At 70.4% G+C, this 16,946-nt stretch carries 17 protein-coding genes; 6 read left to right on the forward strand and 11 right to left on the reverse strand.

Features of this window, described 5'->3' with window-relative positions:
* Position 1 precedes the first annotated feature (1 nt).
* On the reverse strand, positions 2–319 hold the full coding sequence (locus G432_RS02610; RefSeq protein WP_015457261.1) for a 2Fe-2S iron-sulfur cluster-binding protein: 318 nt from the start codon (positions 317–319) through the stop codon (positions 2–4).
* Positions 320–402: 83 nt separating this feature from the next.
* On the opposite strand from G432_RS02610, the gene G432_RS02615 reads away from it, so the two are divergent.
* Both G432_RS02615 and G432_RS02620 read left to right on the forward strand, forming a co-directional pair.
* Positions 403–1,068: a DNA-3-methyladenine glycosylase family protein gene (locus G432_RS02615; RefSeq protein ID WP_015457262.1), complete on the forward strand. Its 666-nt coding sequence runs from the start codon at positions 403–405 to the stop codon at positions 1,066–1,068.
* A 37-nt stretch (positions 1,069–1,105) separates the two neighbouring features.
* On the forward strand, positions 1,106–1,909 hold the full coding sequence (locus tag G432_RS02620) for a transporter (protein WP_015457263.1): 804 nt from the start codon (positions 1,106–1,108) through the stop codon (positions 1,907–1,909).
* Between the two features lie 45 nt (positions 1,910–1,954).
* Here G432_RS02620 and G432_RS02625 read toward each other — a convergent pair whose 3' ends face one another.
* Positions 1,955–3,589, reverse strand: coding sequence for a CTP synthase (locus G432_RS02625; RefSeq protein WP_015457264.1), 1,635 nt, complete (start codon positions 3,587–3,589; stop codon positions 1,955–1,957).
* 140 nt (positions 3,590–3,729) lie between these two features.
* The gene (secG, locus tag G432_RS02630; protein WP_015457265.1) at positions 3,730–4,098 is read right to left on the reverse strand and encodes a preprotein translocase subunit SecG; all 369 of its coding nucleotides are present in this window, start codon (positions 4,096–4,098) and stop codon (positions 3,730–3,732) included.
* A gap of 158 nt (positions 4,099–4,256) precedes the next feature.
* Here secG and G432_RS02635 point away from each other — a divergent pair, with 158 nt between their 5' ends.
* Positions 4,257–4,862 (forward strand): UdgX family uracil-DNA binding protein, encoded by a 606-nt coding sequence (locus G432_RS02635; protein ID WP_015457266.1) that lies wholly within the window; start codon positions 4,257–4,259, stop codon positions 4,860–4,862.
* 1 nt (position 4,863) lies between these two features.
* Here the strand turns inward: G432_RS02635 and G432_RS02640 are convergent, their stop codons facing one another.
* The 4 genes from G432_RS02640 to G432_RS02655 form a co-directional block, all read right to left on the reverse strand.
* A complete protein-coding gene (locus G432_RS02640; RefSeq protein WP_015457267.1) occupies positions 4,864–5,679 on the reverse strand; it encodes an aldo/keto reductase in 816 nt (271 codons plus the stop codon).
* A 65-nt stretch (positions 5,680–5,744) separates the two neighbouring features.
* A complete protein-coding gene (gene smc / locus G432_RS02645) occupies positions 5,745–9,170 on the reverse strand; it encodes a chromosome segregation protein SMC (protein ID WP_015457268.1) in 3,426 nt (1,141 codons plus the stop codon).
* 29 nt (positions 9,171–9,199) lie between these two features.
* On the reverse strand, positions 9,200–9,946 hold the full coding sequence (locus tag G432_RS02650; RefSeq protein ID WP_015457269.1) for a thioredoxin domain-containing protein: 747 nt from the start codon (positions 9,944–9,946) through the stop codon (positions 9,200–9,202).
* A gap of 230 nt (positions 9,947–10,176) precedes the next feature.
* A complete protein-coding gene (locus tag G432_RS02655) occupies positions 10,177–10,824 on the reverse strand; it encodes a c-type cytochrome (RefSeq protein ID WP_015457270.1) in 648 nt (215 codons plus the stop codon).
* Positions 10,825–11,025: 201 nt separating this feature from the next.
* Between G432_RS02655 and G432_RS02660 the strand changes: the two genes are divergently transcribed.
* Positions 11,026–11,925 carry a prephenate dehydratase gene (locus tag G432_RS02660; RefSeq protein WP_041865092.1) on the forward strand — a complete coding sequence of 300 codons (900 nt, stop codon included), beginning with the start codon at positions 11,026–11,028 and terminating at the stop codon, positions 11,923–11,925.
* Positions 11,926–11,934: 9 nt separating this feature from the next.
* Here G432_RS02660 and nudC read toward each other — a convergent pair whose 3' ends face one another.
* The gene (nudC, locus tag G432_RS02665) at positions 11,935–12,810 is read right to left on the reverse strand and encodes an NAD(+) diphosphatase (RefSeq protein WP_015457272.1); all 876 of its coding nucleotides are present in this window, start codon (positions 12,808–12,810) and stop codon (positions 11,935–11,937) included.
* 5 nt (positions 12,811–12,815) lie between these two features.
* A complete protein-coding gene (locus G432_RS02670; protein WP_015457273.1) occupies positions 12,816–13,901 on the reverse strand; it encodes an A/G-specific adenine glycosylase in 1,086 nt (361 codons plus the stop codon).
* A 14-nt stretch (positions 13,902–13,915) separates the two neighbouring features.
* Between G432_RS02670 and G432_RS02675 the strand changes: the two genes are divergently transcribed.
* Positions 13,916–14,494: a DUF721 domain-containing protein gene (locus tag G432_RS02675; protein WP_015457274.1), complete on the forward strand. Its 579-nt coding sequence runs from the start codon at positions 13,916–13,918 to the stop codon at positions 14,492–14,494.
* Entirely contained in the window at positions 14,495–15,217 is a 723-nt protein-coding gene (locus G432_RS02680; RefSeq protein WP_015457275.1) for a DsbA family protein, read from the forward strand.
* 3 nt (positions 15,218–15,220) lie between these two features.
* Here the strand turns inward: G432_RS02680 and G432_RS02685 are convergent, their stop codons facing one another.
* Both G432_RS02685 and G432_RS02690 read right to left on the reverse strand, forming a co-directional pair.
* The gene (locus tag G432_RS02685) at positions 15,221–15,958 is read right to left on the reverse strand and encodes a metallophosphoesterase family protein (RefSeq protein ID WP_015457276.1); all 738 of its coding nucleotides are present in this window, start codon (positions 15,956–15,958) and stop codon (positions 15,221–15,223) included.
* 38 nt (positions 15,959–15,996) lie between these two features.
* Positions 15,997–16,821 (reverse strand): SDR family NAD(P)-dependent oxidoreductase, encoded by an 825-nt coding sequence (locus G432_RS02690; RefSeq protein ID WP_015457277.1) that lies wholly within the window; start codon positions 16,819–16,821, stop codon positions 15,997–15,999.
* Between the last annotated feature and the right edge of the window lie 125 nt (positions 16,822–16,946).

The raw sequence follows: 16,946 nt of genomic DNA on the forward strand, positions 1-16,946 counted from the left end.
ATCAATCCTCCGGTGCGATGGTGACGCGCAGCCCGTCCAGCTCTTCGGTGAACGGGATCTGGCAGGACAGGCGCGAAGTCGCGACGCGATGGTCGGAACTGTCGAGCAGGTCGTTCTCGTCGTCGCCCATGGGCTTGAGCTTGTCGAAATCGGCCGCGTCGACATGGACATGGCAGGTCGCGCAGGAACAGCAGCCCCCGCACAGCGCCAGAAGCTCGTCAAAGCCGTTGTCGCGGATATTTTCCATCACCGTCAGGCCAATCTGGCCATCGACGACCTTCTCTTCCCCTTCGCGCGTGACGACGAACAGCTTCGGCATTATGGCTTCTCCCCTCGCTCATGCGAGCCTGTTTACGGGCGGCTATGTCTGTCCAAGCCAGCGAAATCAAGGGCGGACGCGACATGGGATTGACGGCGGAACAGCTGAAGGCGGGGCTGGATGCACTGGCAGGCTTCGAAAATGCCTTCGCGGTGCGGCTGGGCGAGATCGGCTATCCCGAGCCGCGCATCCGGGCGCGCGGCTATGAGACGCTGCTGCGCACGATCATCGGCCAGCAGGTGAGCGTGCATGCCGCGAACGCCGTGTGGAACCGGCTGGAGGCCGCGCTGGGATCGGCGGCGGACCCGGCGGCGCTGGCCGCGGCATCGGACGAGACGCTGCGCGCGGCGGGGCTTTCGCGGCAGAAAAGCGGCTATGCGCGCAGCCTTGCCGATCATGTCACCTCCGGCCGGCTGAACCTCGAATCCATGCCCGACGATGATGAGGAGGCGATCGCCCAGCTGGTCGACATCAAGGGCATCGGCCGCTGGTCCGCCGAGATCTATCTGCTGTTCGCGGAAGGGCGGACGGACATGTGGCCGGCGGGCGATCTTGCCGTCCAGATCGAGGTGGGAAGGCTGATGGGCCTCGCCGATCGCCCTTCGGAAAAGCTGACGCGCGAGATCGCGGAAAAATGGCGGCCGCATCGCGGCGCGGCGGCGATCTTCACCTGGCACAGCTATGGCGAGGCCGCGAAGGCCGCCCGAAAGACCGCGCCGGCCGCCACCGCCGACAAGCTTCCTCTATGATGGGGTGACACCCAACCGGAAACAGGCCTTCCGCATGATGCACCGCCCCGCTTTGGCCGCCCTGCTGCTCGGGGTGATCGCCGCCGGCCCCGCCGTCGCCGGGGAAGGCCGCGATCTCTGCCCCGACCGGCCGGGAATCGGCACCCCGGCCTGCACGCTCGATCCGGGCCGGGTGCAGATCGAGGCCGGGATCGGCGACTGGACGATGGATCGCCAGCCGGACAGCCGCACCGATACGATAAGCGCGGGCGATTTCCTGCTGCGCGTGGGCCTTGGCGAACATATCGAGGCGCAACTGGGCTGGACGGCCTTCGGCCACGTCCGCACGCGCGACAGGGCGACCGGCGCGGTGGACAAGGCTTCGGGGGTCGGCGACGTCACCCTGGCCGTCCGCCGCAACCTCGCCCGGCCGGACGGCGGCGGCTTCGCGGTCGCGGTGCAGCCTTATGCGACGCTGCCGGCCGGCGGCCATGCCATCGGCGCAGGCGATTGGGGCGCGGGCCTCCTGGTGCCGCTCAGCTACGATCTTTCCGATCGTTTCCAGATCGCGCTGACGCCGGAAATCGACGCCGCCGTGGACGAGGACCGCGACGGCCGCCACCTTTCCTACGGCACCGCCGCCGGCCTGGGCGTGGCGATGAGCGACGCGGTTTCGGCAACGATCGAGATGGCCGCCTATCGCGATCGCGATCCCGCCGGCCATTCGACGCAGCTGCTGGCGGGGCTCTCCTTCGCCCTGCAATCGGGCGAGGATATGCAGTTCGATGCCGGCGCCAATGCGGGGCTGAACCACGCGACGCCGGATATCGAGCTTTATCTGGGAATTACGCGGCGTTTTTGAGAAAGCGCGGGAACCGTCCTTTCCGGCCGGCCCCCGCGCCCGGCGTCAGACGAGCCGGCTCTGCTCCAGCGCCGCCGCCACGAAGCTGGCGAACAGCGGGTGCGGATCGAACGGCTTGGACTTCAGCTCCGGGTGGAACTGCACGCCGATGAACCAGGGATGGTCCGGCCGCTCGACGATCTCGGGCAGGGCGCCGTCGGGCGACATGCCGGAGAAGATCAGCCCCTTGGCTTCCAGCGGCTCGCGATAGTTGATGTTCACTTCGTAGCGATGGCGATGCCGTTCCGAAATGTCGGTGGCATTGTAGATCGAAGCGACCCGGCTGTTGCCGGAAAGCCGCGCCGGATAGGCGCCCAGCCGCATCGTGCCGCCCAGATCGCCGTCGGCCGTGCGCACTTCCATGCCGCGCGCCGATTTCCATTCGGTGATGAGGCCGACGACCGGATTCTCGGTAGGCCCGAATTCCGTGGTGGAGGCATCGGCGATGCCCACGAGGTTCCGCGCGCCTTCGATGCAGGCCATCTGCATGCCCAGGCAAATGCCGAAGAAGGGCACGTTGCGTTCGCGGGCGAAGCGGACGGCGGAAATCTTGCCTTCCGATCCGCGTTCGCCGAAGCCGCCGGGCACGAGGATGGCGTGGCACGGCTCCAGGCTGGCGGCGATGTCCGATTCCGGCGCCTCGAACAGCTCCGAATCGATCCAGCGGATGTTCACCTTGACCCGGTTGGCGATGCCGCCGTGGACGAGCGCCTCGTGCAGCGACTTATAGGCGTCGAGCAGGCCGGTATATTTGCCGACGACGCCGATCGTCACCTCCCCTTCCGGGTTGACGATGCGGTCGACGATATCGTCCCAGCGCGAAAGATCGGGCGATCCCGCCGCCTCGATGCCGAAGGCGGCCAGCACCGCGCGGTCCAGCCCCTCGGCATGATATTGCAGCGGCACGCCGTAGATGGTGCTGGCATCGAGCGCGGGGATCACCGCATCGGCCGGCACGTTGCAGAACAGGGCGATCTTGGCGCGCTCGCTGGCGGGCAGCGGCCGATCCGAACGGCAGACCAGCACGTCGGGCTGGATGCCCAGCGAGGTGAGGTCGCGCACCGAATGCTGGGTCGGCTTGGTCTTCAGCTCGCCTGCCGCCGCGATATAGGGCACCAGCGTCAGGTGCACGAACACCGAATTGCCCCGGCCCAGATCGTTCCGGAGCTGGCGGATCGCCTCCATGAAGGGCAGCGATTCGATGTCGCCCACCGTGCCGCCGATCTCGCACAGCACGAAATCCAGGTCGTCCGTCTCCGCGCGGGCGAATTCCTTGATCGCGTCCGTCACGTGCGGGATCACCTGGACGGTGGCGCCCAGATAGTCGCCGCGCCGTTCCTTGGCGATGATGTTCTGATAGATCCGGCCCGTGGTGATATTGTCGGACTGGCGGGAAGGAACGCCGGTAAAGCGTTCATAATGGCCGAGATCGAGGTCCGTCTCGGCCCCGTCGTCCGTCACGTAGACCTCGCCGTGCTGATACGGGCTCATCGTGCCCGGATCGACGTTGAGATAGGGATCGAATTTCCGAATGCGGACCCGATAGCCACGCGCCTGCAGGAGGGCAGCAAGACTTGCCGCCATGAGACCCTTGCCGAGCGAGGAGACCACGCCGCCGGTGATGAATATGTACCGCGCCATGGGAGAAATGGCTTAGCCGCGAGTGGAGGTAGGGAGCAAGGCAGGAACTCCAAAAAAACGACCGAGCGCGCCAGCGAAGCCGCCGACGCGTGAAGGCCGGTTATGCGATGGACGGACGCCCGGTCATCCGGGCGCCGGGATCATTGTGCGAGCGGAACCGCGCTGTTGGCGGGCGCCGCCGCGTCATTGGCGGGCACCGCCGGCGCCGTGGGAGCGGCGGCCGGAGCCTCGCCCTGCGGCGCGGGCTGGCGGGCGAGCGACTGATCGATCTCGCGCGGGGCGCGCTGCATCGTCGCCATCGCGGCCAGGCCGATCGACATGACGATGAACAAGGTGGCGAGGATCGTCGTCGCCCGCGTGAGGAAATCGGCCGCGCCGCGCGCGCTCATCAGCCCGGTGGGGCTGCCGCCGACGCCCAGGCCGCCGCCTTCCGAACGCTGCATCAGGATCACGGTGACGAGCGCCGCCGCGATGATCGCGTGGACAACGAGAAGGAAGGTGAACAGCATCGGCGATCGATCTTTCGGCAAGGCTTGCGGCTTCGCGGCCGGATATGGACGTCGCCTCTACAGATTCAACCCGCCGGGTTCAACCGCGCCGATGGGGGAGAATAGCGCCCCGCCCCGCGTTGGATGCATGGAACGCCCCTGGAAGCACGGGAAAGGGCATGGCCGATCGGCCCGAAAAGGAATGGCGAAGCCTGCGCGAGGCGGCGGCCGGCTGCCGCCGCTGCGACCTCTGGCGCAACGCCACGCAGACGGTGTTCGGCGAAGGCCCGGCCGATGCCACGCTGATGCTGGTGGGCGAGCAGCCGGGCGATCAGGAGGATCGGCAGGGCCGCCCCTTCGTCGGCCCGGCGGGGCGGATGCTGGATCGCGCGCTGGCGGAAGCCGGCATCGACCGGGATCGCGTCTACCTTTCCAACGCGGTCAAGCATTTCAAGTTCGTGCCGCGCGGCAAGCGGCGGCTGCACCAGAAGCCGGACGGGGGCGAGATCGCCGCCTGCCGCTGGTGGCTCGATCGCGAACGGGCGCTGGTCCGCCCCCGCGTCACGCTGGCGCTGGGGGCCACGGCCGCCCGCGCGCTGATCGGCAAGATAGTAACGATCGGCGGCACGCGCGGCCGGACGATCGAGCTGGCGGACGGCGGCCTCGGCCGGGTGACGATCCATCCGAGCTTCCTGCTGCGGATCGCCGACAAGGCCGATGCGCGCGCCGAATATGAAAGGTTCGTGGCCGATCTGGGCGCCGCGCTGGCGCTGGCGGAAGGGTGAGCTACATCGACATGGGATCGGGGCCGTGCCGCCCGTCCGGGCTGTCCAGGGCATCGATCGCGGCCATGTCCTCCGCATCCAGCCGGAAATCGAGCGCGCCCAGATTTTCCCGCAGCCGCGCCTCGCTGGATGTCTTGGGGAAAACGATCAGCCCCTTTTCGATATGCCAGCGGGTCAGCACCTGCGCGGGCGTGCGGCCGTGCCGCGCGGCGATCCGGGCGATGGCGGCATCGTCCAGCAGCCGGCCCCGCCCCAGCGGCGCCCAGCTTTCGGTCGCGATGCCGTGCGCGGCGTGGAAGGCGCGCAGCTCGCGCTGCTGGAAGCCGGGGTTCAGCTCCACCTGGTTGACCGCCGGCACCACGCCGGTTTCGCCGATGATCCGTTCGAGATGGGGGATGGCGAAGTTGGAGACCCCGATCGACTTCGCCTTGCCCTCGTCCCGCGCGCGGATCAGCGCCTTCCAGCTTTCGACATAGAGGTCGCGCGACGGCACCGGCCAGTGGATGAGATAGAGGTCCACGCTCTCCGTGCCGAGATTGGCGAGGCTGCGGTCGAGCGCGGCCAGCGCCGTATCGAAGCCCATGTCCGCCATCCACAGCTTGGTGGTGACGAAAACCGGCTTGCCCGAAGCGCGCACGGCGGCGCCCACCTCCGCCTCGTTGCGATAATAAGCGGCGGTATCGACCGATCGGTAGCCCAGCCGGATCGCCGCCGCGACCAGCGGCTCGGTATCGGCCGGCGGCATCTGGAACACGCCCAGGCCGAATTGCGGAATATCGCGGCCGTCGTTCAGGGCGATGGTGGGCTGGTCGCTCATGCCGATGCTCCAAGGCTGTTTCCAAAGGGGCAGATGGGCGCTTGCGGCGGCCAGACAAGGGCGGCCTATTCCGCCGCCAGCAGCCTTTCCGCCCCGCCCAGATCCACCGATACCAGCCGGCTGACCCCACGTTCCACCATGGTGACGCCGAACAGCCGATGCATCCGCGCCATCGTCACCGCATTGTGGGTGACGATCAGGTAGCGCGTCTCGGTTTCCTGCGTCATCCGATCGAGCAGGTCGCAGAAACGTTCGATATTCGCGTCGTCCAGCGGCGCGTCCACCTCGTCCAGCACGCAGATCGGCGCGGGATTGGTGAGGAACAGGGCGAAGATCAGCGCCACCGCCGTCAGCGCCTGTTCCCCGCCGGAAAGCAGGGTGAGCGCCGCCAGCTTCTTGCCCGGCGGCTGGGCCATGATCTCCAGCCCCGCCTCCAGCGGATCATCCGATTCGGTGAGCGCGAGATGCGCCTCCCCGCCCGCGAACAGCGTGGTGAACAGCCGGCGGAAATGCTGGTCCACCGCCTCGAACGCCGCCAGCAGGCGCGCCCGCCCCTCCCGGTTGAGGCTGCCGATCGATCCGCGCAGGCGGTGGATCGCCTCGCCCAGCTCATCGCGCTCGGCCTGGCCGGTGGCGCGCGCTTCCTCCAGCTCCGCCAGCTCGGTTTCGGCGACGAGGTTGACGGGGCCCAGCCGTTCGCGATCGGCGGTCAGGCGGTCCAGCGTGGCCGACTGGGCGGCGGCATCCCCCACCTCCCCGCTGGCGAAGCCGATCTTCTCGGGCAGCACCGGCGCCGGGCAGCCGAAGCGCTCGCCGGAGATGCGGCCCATCTCCACGCGGCGCAATTCCTGATTCTCGTGCCGGGCGGCCGCCCCTGCCCGCCCCTCGCGCGCGGCGGCCAGCGCCTCGCCGCTCTCCGCCGCCGCCCGTTCGGCCTGGCGGAGCCGATCCTCGGCCACGCGCTCGGCCTCGCGGGCTTCGGCAGCGGCGGCTTTCGCCCCGGCCGCTTCCTCTTCCAGCGCGGCGATGCGGGCATCCAGCCGGGCGGGCGCCTCGGCCAGCGCCGCCTGCTCCTTCGCCACCGCATCAGCCCGCTTCGCCATCTCGTCGATCCGGCGGGCGGCATCGCCCGCGCGCGATCGCCAGCTCTTCGATTCGGCGCGCACCGCCTCCAGCCGGCGGGCATCCGCCTCGATCCGCTGGCGGAGCGTGGCCAGCGCGGCGCGCAGATCGGCCAGGCTGGAACGGGCGGCATCGTTGGCCTGGCGGAGCTGATCGACCTTGCGGGCCGTCGCCAGCCCATCCGGCAAGGCCGCCATGCCCGCCTCGGCCTGGGCGGCCGCATCCGCCGCCTCCGTGCGCTCGGCGGCCGCCCGCTCGGCGCGCTGCTCCAGCGTCGCCCGCTGGCCGGCCAGCCGCTCGATCGCGGTGCCCGCCTGATCGGCATCGCGCACCGCGGCCCGCATCGCATTCTCGGCATCGGCGAGCCGGCGGCGGCCGTCATCGATCGCGGCACGGGCGGCAGCGAACGCCGCCTGCGCCGCCGCCACCGCCGCGCCAGCCTGCTCCACCGCCGCGCGCGCCGGCGGCAGCGCCTGCCCGATCGCGGCGAGGCGATTGACCCGGATCAGCCGCTCGGCGGCGGCCGCGCCGACATCCTCGGCGACGAAGCCGTCCCAGCGCCGCATGCGCCCGTCGCGGGTGACGAGGCGCTGGCCGGCGGCAAGGCGGATCGCGCCGTCATCCGCATCCACCACGCCCACCTGCGCCAGCCGCCGCGCCAGCTCGGCCGGCGCCTCCACCCAGGCCGCCAGCGCCTCCACGCCGGCCGGCAAGGCAGGATCGGAGGGATGGCGATCCGCGCCCGCCCAGCGGCGCTTGCCGGCAGGCCCGACGGTCGCGGAAAGCTCGTCGCCAAGCGCCGCCGCCAGCGCCCGCTCATAGCCGGGGGCGGCACGCACCTTGCCCAGCGCCTGATCGCCGCCGGCATCGGAAGCCAGCCCTCGCGTCAGCGCCTGGAATTCGCTTTCAAGCGCCGCCAGCGCCGCGCGGGCGGCGGCGGCTTCGCTTTCCGCGCCATCGCGCCGGGCGGCGGCGGCATCCCGCTCCGCCTCGGCCGTCGTGATGGCGGCCGTGGCGTCGGCGGCGGTGGATTGCGCCGCATCGCGCCGGGCCAGCGCCTCCTGCTGCCGGGCGAGAAGCGGCTCCGCATCCGGCAGCGCCGCGACATCGGCCTCGGCCCGCGCGCGCTCGGCCTCGGCGCGCTGGAGCCGCTGGCGGGCGGCGGCCAGCGCGGCCTGGGCGACGCGGACCTCGGCCTGCTCCGCCGCCTGTTCGGCAACCGCATGGGCGAGCGCAACCTCCGCGTCGCGCGCGGCGCCCTCGGCCTCGCTTACCCGCGCGGCGAAGCCCGCCTGCTCGGCATCGGCGCCGGCCCGCGCGGCGGCGAGCGCCTTGTCCTCCTCGGCCAGCCGGGCGAGCGCGGCGGAGGCATCCACCGCCAGCGTATCCTCGCGCGCCCGATCCCGCTCCAGGGTCTCGCCCTGGCGGGCAAGCTCGGCAAGGCGGCTTTCCAGCGTCGTGCGCTCGGCCCGCAACGTGGTGAGCTGGTGGCCGGCCTCCGCCGCCGCCTCCCGCGTCGCCTGCGCCCTGGCCCGCGCATCGCCCACCGCGCGCACCGCCTCGGCCTGATGGGCGGCGGCGGCGCGCTGGGCCTCGGCGGCGGCCTGGACGGCGGCTTCGGCGGCCGCCGCCTCGGCCTTCGCGGCATCGGCGGCGGCCGCCGCCTCCCGCCAGCGGGCATAGATCAGCCGCGCCTCGGCCAGCCGGATCTGATCGGAAAGCTGGCGATATCGCTCCGCCGCGCGCGCCTGCCGCCGCAGCGCATTCGCACGCACGTCCATGTCGGCGAGCAGCTCGTCCAGCCGGGCGAGATTGGCCTCGGTGGCGCGGAGCTTCTGTTCGGCATCCTTGCGGCGGACGTGGAGGCCGGCGATGCCGGCGGCCTCCTCCAGCATCTGCCGCCGCTCGGTGGGCTTGGCCGCGATCACGGCGGCGATGCGCCCCTGGCTGACCAGCGCGGGCGAATGGGCGCCGGTCGCCGCGTCGGCGAACAGCAGCGCCACATCCTTGGCGCGGACATCCCGGCCGTTGATGCGATAGGCGGAACCGGCGCCGCGTTCGATGCGGCGGACGATCTCCACCTCGCCTTCCTGCCCGTCACCCGTGGCGGCGCGATCGACCAGGATGGAAACCTCGGCGAAATCGCGCGCCGGCCGCTGGGTGGTGCCGGCGAAGATCACGTCTTCCATGCCGCCGCCGCGCATCGACTTGGCCGAGCTTTCGCCCATGGCCCAGCGGATCGCCTCCAGCAGGTTGGATTTGCCGCAGCCGTTGGGGCCGACGATTCCCGTCAGCCCCGGCTCGATGCGGAGTTCGGAGGGTTCGACGAAGCTCTTGAAGCCCGAAAGCTTGAGCCGCCTGATCCGCATGGCGGTCTATGCCCCCCGGCCCCGAGGCCTCAGCCGCCCAGCGCGGTGTTCAGCGCGGCCGAAAGCGAGTTGAAGTCATACACGCCTTCGGCAAGCTTGCCGTTGATCAGGAAGGAAGGCGTGCCGGTGATCTTGTCCTGGTTGGCGCCGCGTTCGCGAATCGCCAGGATCTGATCGAGGCCGGCCTTGTCCGCCAGGCACTGATCCGCCTTTTCCTTGGAAAGGCCGCGCGCCCGGAAGAATTCGTCCATGCCCGCCGCCGTCGCCAGCGCGCCGAACTGCTGGCTTTCGGGCAGGCCCTGGATGCGGGTGATTTCCGCATTGCTGATCTTGCTGATGTTCGGCGCCCAGTTCTTCTGCTCGGCATAGGTCTGCTCGACCAGCTTGAAGAAAGGCCCCTCGCCCTGGCAGCGCGCCAGCAGCGAGATCGAGACATCGACCGGGTTCAGCACGAAGGTGCGGAATTCCCAGCTCACCTTGCCGGTGCGGACATAATCCTCGCGCAGCTTCGGCACGCCATGCTCGGAGAAGTCGGCGCAGTGCGGGCAGGTGAGCGAGGCATATTCGACGAGCTTCACCGGCGCATCGGGATTGCCCATGCGGAATCCGCCCTCGGGCGTCTTCACCACCGTTTCGGTCCAGTCCTTGCCGGCGGGCGCGGTGGCGGCGGCCGATGCGTTGCCGGCCGCGGCCGCATTGTCGGTGGCGTCCTGCTTGCCGCAACCGGCAGCCGTGAGCGCGAGCGCAGCGACGGCCCAGCGAAAATCGATCTTCATGACTTGGGGAAACTCCTGGTGGCCCTGTTGCGCGATCATGGCGCGGCGCGCGGCCGGCTTCAACGGCTTATCGCGCAAAGGCGCCATCGGCCGCGACGGCGGACGCGCCGGCGGGCACGCGGACTTTGCGGCCCGATCGATCGCGGGATGGCAGAAAATGAAAACGCCGCCCCAACCATGTTGAGGCGGCGGCATGCGGACGGAGGGGCGGCAGGCCCCTCCGCGCGGCATCAATGCGTGGCGGGCGCGGCGGCGGGGGCCGCTTCGTTGCCGGCGGCCGGGGCTTCGGCCGAAGCATTGCCTTCCGCGGGCGCCGCCCCTTCGGCGGGTGCCGCCGCCGCTTCGGCCGGCACGGCGGGAAGCGGCTTCGGATGGTCGCTCTGCTGGTTGAGATAGGCGATGATGTTGGCGCGATCCTCGGGCTTGGAAAGGCCCGCGAAGGTCATCTTCGTGCCCGGCGCGAACTTCTTCGGATTGTGCAGCCAGTCGCTCAGATTCTGCCAGTCCCAGGTGCCGCCCTTGCCCTTCAGCGCTTCGGAGAAGGCGAAGCCATGGGCGCCCTGGCCGACCGGCTCGCCCAGCACGCCCCAGAGGTTGGGGCCGAGCGCGTTGCTGCCGCCCTTGTCGGCATTGTGGCAGGCGGCGCACTTCTTGAACACGTCCGCGCCCTTGGCCGGATCGGCGCTGGCGAGATAGAAGGCGATCGGCTTTTCGGCCTCGGCCGCCTCGCCGCCTTCATCCTCGACGCCTTCGACCACATAGCCCATCTTTTCGGGGCGTTCGGCCTTGAAATATTCACCCGTAAGGATCGAGAGCCCGAGCGCCGCGATACCGCCGGCCAGCGCCCAGCCAGCAATGGTGTTGAAACGGTTGTCCATGCCTTTTCGAAACCTCCTCGGGGGCCGCGCTTCCCCTGCGCGGTCAAAAGCGGGTTTCCTTTAGTTTCGAGAGTCTCGCACCGCAAGCGCGGCTTATCTGTGCGAATCATTCTCAAAAAGCCGGCGGCGGCGACATTATCCGTCCCCGCGCCAAGGATCGGGTTGCGGCGGGGCGTGGGCCGGCCTAAGCGCGCCGCCGACATGGAAAGCTATCCTGCCCCCGCGCGCGCGCTCGTCGCGCAGATGATGGCCGCCGCAGCGGCCGATCCCGCCCGCGCCGTCGCCTTCCAGGGCGCGCCGGGCGCCAATTCGCACATCGCGGTGGAGCAGGCTTTTCCCGAGGGGCTGGCGCTCCCCTGCTTCAGCTTCGAGGACGCGATCGACGCCGTGCGCGAGGGCCGCGCCGATCGCGCGATGATCCCGATCGAAAATTCGCTGCACGGCCGGGTGGCCGACATCCACTTCCTGCTGCCGGAATCGGGCCTCGTCATCACCGGCGAGCATTTCCTGCCGATCCGCTACGCGCTGATGGGCACCGGCGCGATGGAGGACGTGGCCGAGGTGATGAGCCATCCGCAGGCGCTGGGCCAGTGCCGCAACTGGCTGCGCGCGCGGGGTCTCCGCCCCATCAGCTATGCCGACACCGCCGGCGCCGCCGCCATGGTGGCGGAAATCGGCGCGAAGCGCACCGCCGCCATCGCGCCGCCGGCCGCCGCCCAGCTCTACGGCCTTGATATCCTGGCCGACGGGCTGGAAGATGCCGAACACAATATGACCCGCTTCGTGATCCTGGCGCTGGACGGGCAGCCGGTGCGGGAAGCCGGGCCGGTGATGACCACCTTCATCTTCGAGGTGAAGAACATCCCCGCCGCGCTCTACAAGGCGATGGGCGGCTTCGCGACCAACGGCGTGAACATGACCAAGCTGGAAAGCTACCAGCGGGGCGGCAGCTTCGCCGCGACGGAATTCTACGCCGATATCGAAGGCCATCCCGAGGACCCGGCCGTGGCCCGCGCGCTCGAGGAACTGGCCTTCCATTCGAAATGGGTCCGCATCCTCGGCACCTATCCCAGGGCGCGGGCGCGCGGCGGGGAAGCCTGATCCGGGCCGTCAGGCTCCGGCCCCGTCCAGCCAGCGCGCGAACAGCGTGTGGGCGATGGCATAAGGCGGCGGGGCGATGAAGGGCGCCGAAGGGTCCCCCGCCAGCGCCGCGGCCACCTCGTCCCGCCCCACCCACATGGCATGTTCCAGCTCGTTGGCGTCCAGCGTCACCGCATCCGATTCGACATCGGCGATGCAGGCCATCATCAGCGATGAGGGAAAGGGCCAGGGCTGGCTGGCGACATAGCGCACCCGCGTCGCCCGCACGCCCGCTTCCTCGAACAGCTCGCGGGCGACCGCCTCCTCCATCGATTCGCCCACTTCGACGAAACCGGCCAGCGCCGAATAGCGCCCGGCGGGAAAGCGCGGCTGGCGGCCGATCAGCACCCGGCCCCGATATTCGGCGAGCATGATGACCACCGGATCGGTGCGGGGGAAATGTTCCGCCCCGCACGCGCCGCAGCGCCGCGCCCAGCCGGCGCGCATCGTCTGCGTCTCGTTGCCGCAGCGCGCGCAGAAACGGTGGCGGGCGTGCCAGTCCACCAGGCTGCGCGCGGCGGCATAGGTGCCGGCCTCGCCATCGGGCAGGCCATCCAGCAGCCGCCAGATCAGGTTGTGGCCGCTGCCCGTCGCCGCCGGATCGAGCGCCACGAAGCGCGGCCGCCCGTCGATCAGGCCGAGCAGCGCCAGCTCCACCCCGGCCGGCGCCTCGGCAAGCGGCGCCCATTCGAGCCGCCCGTCCGGCGCGGCGACGGGATCGAGCCCCTCCATGCGGAGCAGCAGCGCCGCCGGGTCCCCGGCCCGCGCCGCCAGCAGGCCGGGATGATCGCGTTCATTGTCGATCCGTTCGAGGGGCGATCCCGTGAAACCCGGTGCCATGTGCATGCCCGTCACTCTCCGTCTTTTCCGCGCGCTTTCTGGGCGAGCCTCGCCGCCTTTGCAAACAGGGTGGGAAGGCCGGCCTCGCCGATGCGGGCGACCGGCCACCATTCCCCCTCCCCCGCATCGCGGCCGGGCGCGACGGCGGTGACGACATCCAGCTCCAGCGCGAAATGGGTGAAGACATGCGCCACCTTCCCCGCCGATCGCCACGCAGCCGATCGGGGCGCGCCGGCAAGGCCCGGATCGGCATCGGTCCACGGCCCGGTCGGAAGCGCGCGCATGCCGCCCAGCATCCCCTTGTCCGGCCGGCGGACCAGCAGCACCGCGCCCTCCGCCTCCAGCCAGAAGGCGGTGCCCTTGCGCTCCGGCCGCGCCGCCTTGGGGGCCTTGGCCGGGAACCGTTCGGGATCGCCGGCGCGGAAGGCCGCGCAATGATCGATCAGCGGGCAGATCGCGCAGGCCGGCCGCTTGGGCGTGCAGATGGTGGCGCCCAGATCCATCATCGCCTGCGCGAAATCGCCGGCGCGCATGTCGGGGGTGATGCCGTCCGCCGCTCCGCGAATCGCGGGCTTGGCGGCCGGCAGCGGCGTTTCGATGCGGAACAGCCGGGCGACGACGCGCTCGACATTGGCGTCCACCACCACCGCCCGCCGGCCGAAGGCGATCGCGGCGATGGCGGCGGCGGTATAATCGCCGATGCCCGGCAAGGCCCGCAGGCCGGCCTCCTCGTCGGGAAAGCGCCCGCCCGCCGCCGCGACCGCGCGCGCGCAGGCGATCAGGTTGCGGGCGCGGGCATAATAGCCGAGCCCCGCCCACGCGCCCATCACCTCGGCATCGTCGGCCGCCGCCAGCGCCTCCACGGTCGGCCAGCGCCGGGTGAATTCGGCAAAGTATCGGCCGACCGCCGCCACCGTCGTCTGCTGCAGCATCACTTCGGAAAGCCAGACGCGATAGGGATCGGCAGGCGGATCGCCCGGCGGCGCGCGCCATGGCAAGCGCCGCGCCGCCCGGTCATACCAGGCCAGCAGGCCGGCGGCGATCGGGGGTGCGGTGGAATAAGCGATCGGATTCGCGACGGCGCTGTCGACGGGCATGGCCGCGCTATGGCATGGGAAAGCCGATGACGGAACGGAAGACCAGAACGCCCAGCACGCGCCGCGCGCGATCCGCCGAGGAAGCGCCGCCGCGCCAGAACCGCGCGCGCGCCGTGGCGGATATGGTGCCCGATGTGGGCCGCGCCTCCTTCCGCCGTTTCGGCTTCGTCCAGTCCGCGGTCGTCAGCCGCTGGGGGGAGATTGTCGGCCCGCGCTATGCCGGCGTTTCCGCCCCCGAATCGATCCGCTTCCCGCAGGGCAAGCGCGCCGAAGGGGTGCTGACGCTGACGGTGGAAGGCGCGCATGCGGCGATGATGCAGCATGTCGCGCCCGAGATCGTGGAGCGGGTGAACCGTTTCTTCGGCTATCCGGCCGTCGCCCGCGTCGCGATCCGGCAGGGAATCACCGCCAGGCCCCAGTCCCGCCGCGCCCCGCCTTCGCTGAAGCCGCTGCCGGCCGATCTGATGCCCGTGGAGCTGGGCGACAGCCTGCGGACGATCGCCGATCCGGAACTGCGCGCCGTGCTCGAATCGCTGGCCGGCGCGATCACCGCCACCAAAGGCCCGCCTGTTATCGATGATGGAAACAAATAGATGATCCAGTTTCGCGCCGTGCTGACGGCGTTCGCCTCGCTCGCCGCCATCGGCGCGTTCGCCGCCCTGCCGCCCGCCACCGCCGTGGCGGCCCCGGCCAAGGCGCCGGACTGGAACCGCCGCATCGTCGCCACGCCCGAGGGCGGCTGGCTGATCGGCAATCCGGCGGCGCCCGTGAAGCTGATCGAATATGCATCCTACACCTGTCCGCATTGCGCGCATTTCATGGCGGAAGGCATGCCCATCGTCCGCCGCGATTATATCGCCACCGGCAAGGTGAGCCTGGAATTCCGCCAGTTCGCGCTCAACCCGATCGATCTTACCGAAGGCATGCTGGTGCGCTGCACCGCCACGCCCGCCGCCGCCGTGGCGCTGGGCGAGAAGATGTTCGCCGATCAGCAGGCCATCCTCGATCGCGCGCCGGACGAGGCGACGGGCGAGAGATTGAGCGCCACGCCCCCGGCCCAGCTCCACACCGCGCTCGCCCAGGCGATGAAGCTGGACGAATGGGCGACGAAGAACGGCCTGCCCGCCCCGCGCGTGAAGGCCTGCCTCGCCGATCTCAGCCTGCGCGACCGCATCGTTGCCATCCGCGGCAAGGCGATCGAAAGCTATGACATCCAGGGCACGCCCAGCTTCGTGCTGAACGGCAAGGCGCTGGAAAAGACCTTCAACTGGCAGGCGCTGGAACCGCAGCTCAAGGCGGCCGTGGCCGGCAAATAGCCGCTACATCATCGTCCGCAGCGATACGTCGAGCCGGCCGTCCTCCACGCGCAGTTCGTTGAAGGATGGCGGCGCGTCGCGCAGGCGTTCGGAAAGCGTGCCGGCGCCGATCAGCCTGACCGGCCCGGCGGCGGTATCGACCCGCGCGTCGAACGGCTGGTGGACATGGCCGCTCAGCACCGCCTCGGCGCCGGCGGCCGCCACCGCCTCCAGCGCCTTTTCGCCGCGCAGGGTTTCGCCATGGCCGTCGGGCATGTCGTTGCCGATCAGCGGATGATGGCAGGCAATGATCGCCATATGATCGGGCGGGCAGGCGCGGAGCCGCTCCACCGCCTCGACGATCGCACGCCTGCGCACCACGCCCCATGACCAGTTGAACCGCCATTGCGCCCGCGTCGTGGTGCGCAGCGGCACCAGCCAGATGCCCGGCAGGTCCAGCGGCAGCTCCAGCGCGCGCCGCAGCCGCTCATAGCGGCGATAGGGCGCGGCGATCCGGGCGATCGGGTTGAAATAAGGCAGGTCGTGATTGCCCGGCTCGATCGATACCGGCACGTCCAGCCGCTGCAGCCACAGGGTCGCCGCCTCATATTCGCTGGATCGCGCCCGCATCGTCAGGTCGCCGGTGATGACCACGGCATGCGGCCGCTCCACCCGCACGCGATCGGCGAACCAGGCGACGGCCGCGACGTCCTCGCGGCCGAAATGGAGGTCCGATGCATGGAACAGGCGGGTGGCGGCCATGCGGAATCAATGCCGCCACCCGCATTGGGGTTCCCGCCTCAGGCGTCGGCGGGTTCGCCGCCGTTCCAGGAAAATTCGGGGGTGCGGCGGGCCAGGATGGTTTCCGTCCGCGCCTTCAGCATCGGATCGAGCGCCTCAGGCTGGGGCACGATCCAGAATTCGCCGGCCGCGATCGCCTCATACACCTTGTCGGCGAACGGCCCCGGCTCCAGCCCATAGCTGTCCAGCATGTGGCGCAGTTCGTCCACGAAGCGCTGGGTGGCCGGGTTCACCGCGCCGCCGAACGGGTTTTCGAAGATCGCGGTCTTCACCGGGCCGGGCGCCAGCAGGCTCACCCGCACCGGCGCGCCCAGCATCGCCAGCTCCGCATGGAGCGATTCGGTCAGCGCCACGGCGGCGAACTTGGTGACGCTATAAGGCGCCATCAGCGGGCTCGCGCCGAAGCCGCCGACCGATGCGGTGTTGACGATATGGCCGCGCCCCTGATCGATCATGCGCGGCACGAAGGCGCGGATGCCGTGGAGGATGCCCTTCAGGTTCACGTCGATCGATGCGTCCCAGCGGGCGGGATCGATCTCCCAGCTATAGCCCGTTGCCATGATCCCGGCATTGTTGAACAGATAGTCGACCCCGCCGAAAGCCGCCCAGGCGGCGTCGGCCAGCGCCGCCAGCGCCGCCGGATCGGCCACGTCGGTGGGCACCGCGATCGCCCCCTCCAGCGATGCCGCCAGCGCCCCGGCGGCGGCCGCGTCGCGATCGGCCAGCACCAGCTTCAGCCCAAGCGCGTGCCCGCGTTCCGCCAGCCCCCGGCCGATCCCGCTCGCCGCCCCGGTGATGACCGCAACCTTGCCCTCGAACGCCATATTGATCCTTTCCCGTCGATATTTCGGTCGATTTAGTCGACGGCGGCGCGACGCGCGCCCTCCAAACGGACATGCATGCGGCGTTGCGGGCGATCCCTGTGGCAAGCGTCACAGCCTCCGGCCCG

It is taken from the genome of Sphingomonas sp. MM-1 (genome assembly GCF_000347675.2).
Classification (GTDB): Bacteria; Pseudomonadota; Alphaproteobacteria; order Sphingomonadales; family Sphingomonadaceae; genus Sphingomonas_E; species Sphingomonas_E fennica.

Bases quoted from the DNA above. Each gene is read 5' to 3' on its own strand.
- G432_RS02650 (WP_015457269.1), bottom strand. From the start codon at position 9,946: ATGAAGATCGATTTTCGCTGGGCCGTCGCTGCGCTCGCGCTCACGGCT.
- G432_RS02615 (WP_015457262.1), top strand. From the start codon at position 403: ATGGGATTGACGGCGGAACAGCTGAAGGCGGGGCTGGATGCACTGGCA.
- G432_RS02670 (WP_015457273.1), bottom strand. From the start codon at position 13,901: ATGCCCGTCGACAGCGCCGTCGCGAATCCGATCGCTTATTCCACCGCA.
- G432_RS02685 (WP_015457276.1), bottom strand. From the start codon at position 15,958: ATGGCCGCCACCCGCCTGTTCCATGCATCGGACCTCCATTTCGGCCGC.
- G432_RS02620 (WP_015457263.1), top strand. From the start codon at position 1,106: ATGCACCGCCCCGCTTTGGCCGCCCTGCTGCTCGGGGTGATCGCCGCC.
- G432_RS02635 (WP_015457266.1), top strand. From the start codon at position 4,257: ATGGCCGATCGGCCCGAAAAGGAATGGCGAAGCCTGCGCGAGGCGGCG.
- G432_RS02655 (WP_015457270.1), bottom strand. From the start codon at position 10,824: ATGGACAACCGTTTCAACACCATTGCTGGCTGGGCGCTGGCCGGCGGT.
- G432_RS02625 (WP_015457264.1), bottom strand. From the start codon at position 3,589: ATGGCGCGGTACATATTCATCACCGGCGGCGTGGTCTCCTCGCTCGGC.
- G432_RS02680 (WP_015457275.1), top strand. From the start codon at position 14,495: ATGATCCAGTTTCGCGCCGTGCTGACGGCGTTCGCCTCGCTCGCCGCC.
- G432_RS02640 (WP_015457267.1), bottom strand. From the start codon at position 5,679: ATGAGCGACCAGCCCACCATCGCCCTGAACGACGGCCGCGATATTCCG.
- smc (WP_015457268.1), bottom strand. From the start codon at position 9,170: ATGCGGATCAGGCGGCTCAAGCTTTCGGGCTTCAAGAGCTTCGTCGAA.
- G432_RS02610 (WP_015457261.1), bottom strand. From the start codon at position 319: ATGCCGAAGCTGTTCGTCGTCACGCGCGAAGGGGAAGAGAAGGTCGTC.
- secG (WP_015457265.1), bottom strand. From the start codon at position 4,098: ATGCTGTTCACCTTCCTTCTCGTTGTCCACGCGATCATCGCGGCGGCG.
- G432_RS02690 (WP_015457277.1), bottom strand. From the start codon at position 16,821: ATGGCGTTCGAGGGCAAGGTTGCGGTCATCACCGGGGCGGCGAGCGGG.
- G432_RS02660 (WP_041865092.1), top strand. From the start codon at position 11,026: ATGGAAAGCTATCCTGCCCCCGCGCGCGCGCTCGTCGCGCAGATGATG.
- nudC (WP_015457272.1), bottom strand. From the start codon at position 12,810: ATGCACATGGCACCGGGTTTCACGGGATCGCCCCTCGAACGGATCGAC.
- G432_RS02675 (WP_015457274.1), top strand. From the start codon at position 13,916: ATGGGAAAGCCGATGACGGAACGGAAGACCAGAACGCCCAGCACGCGC.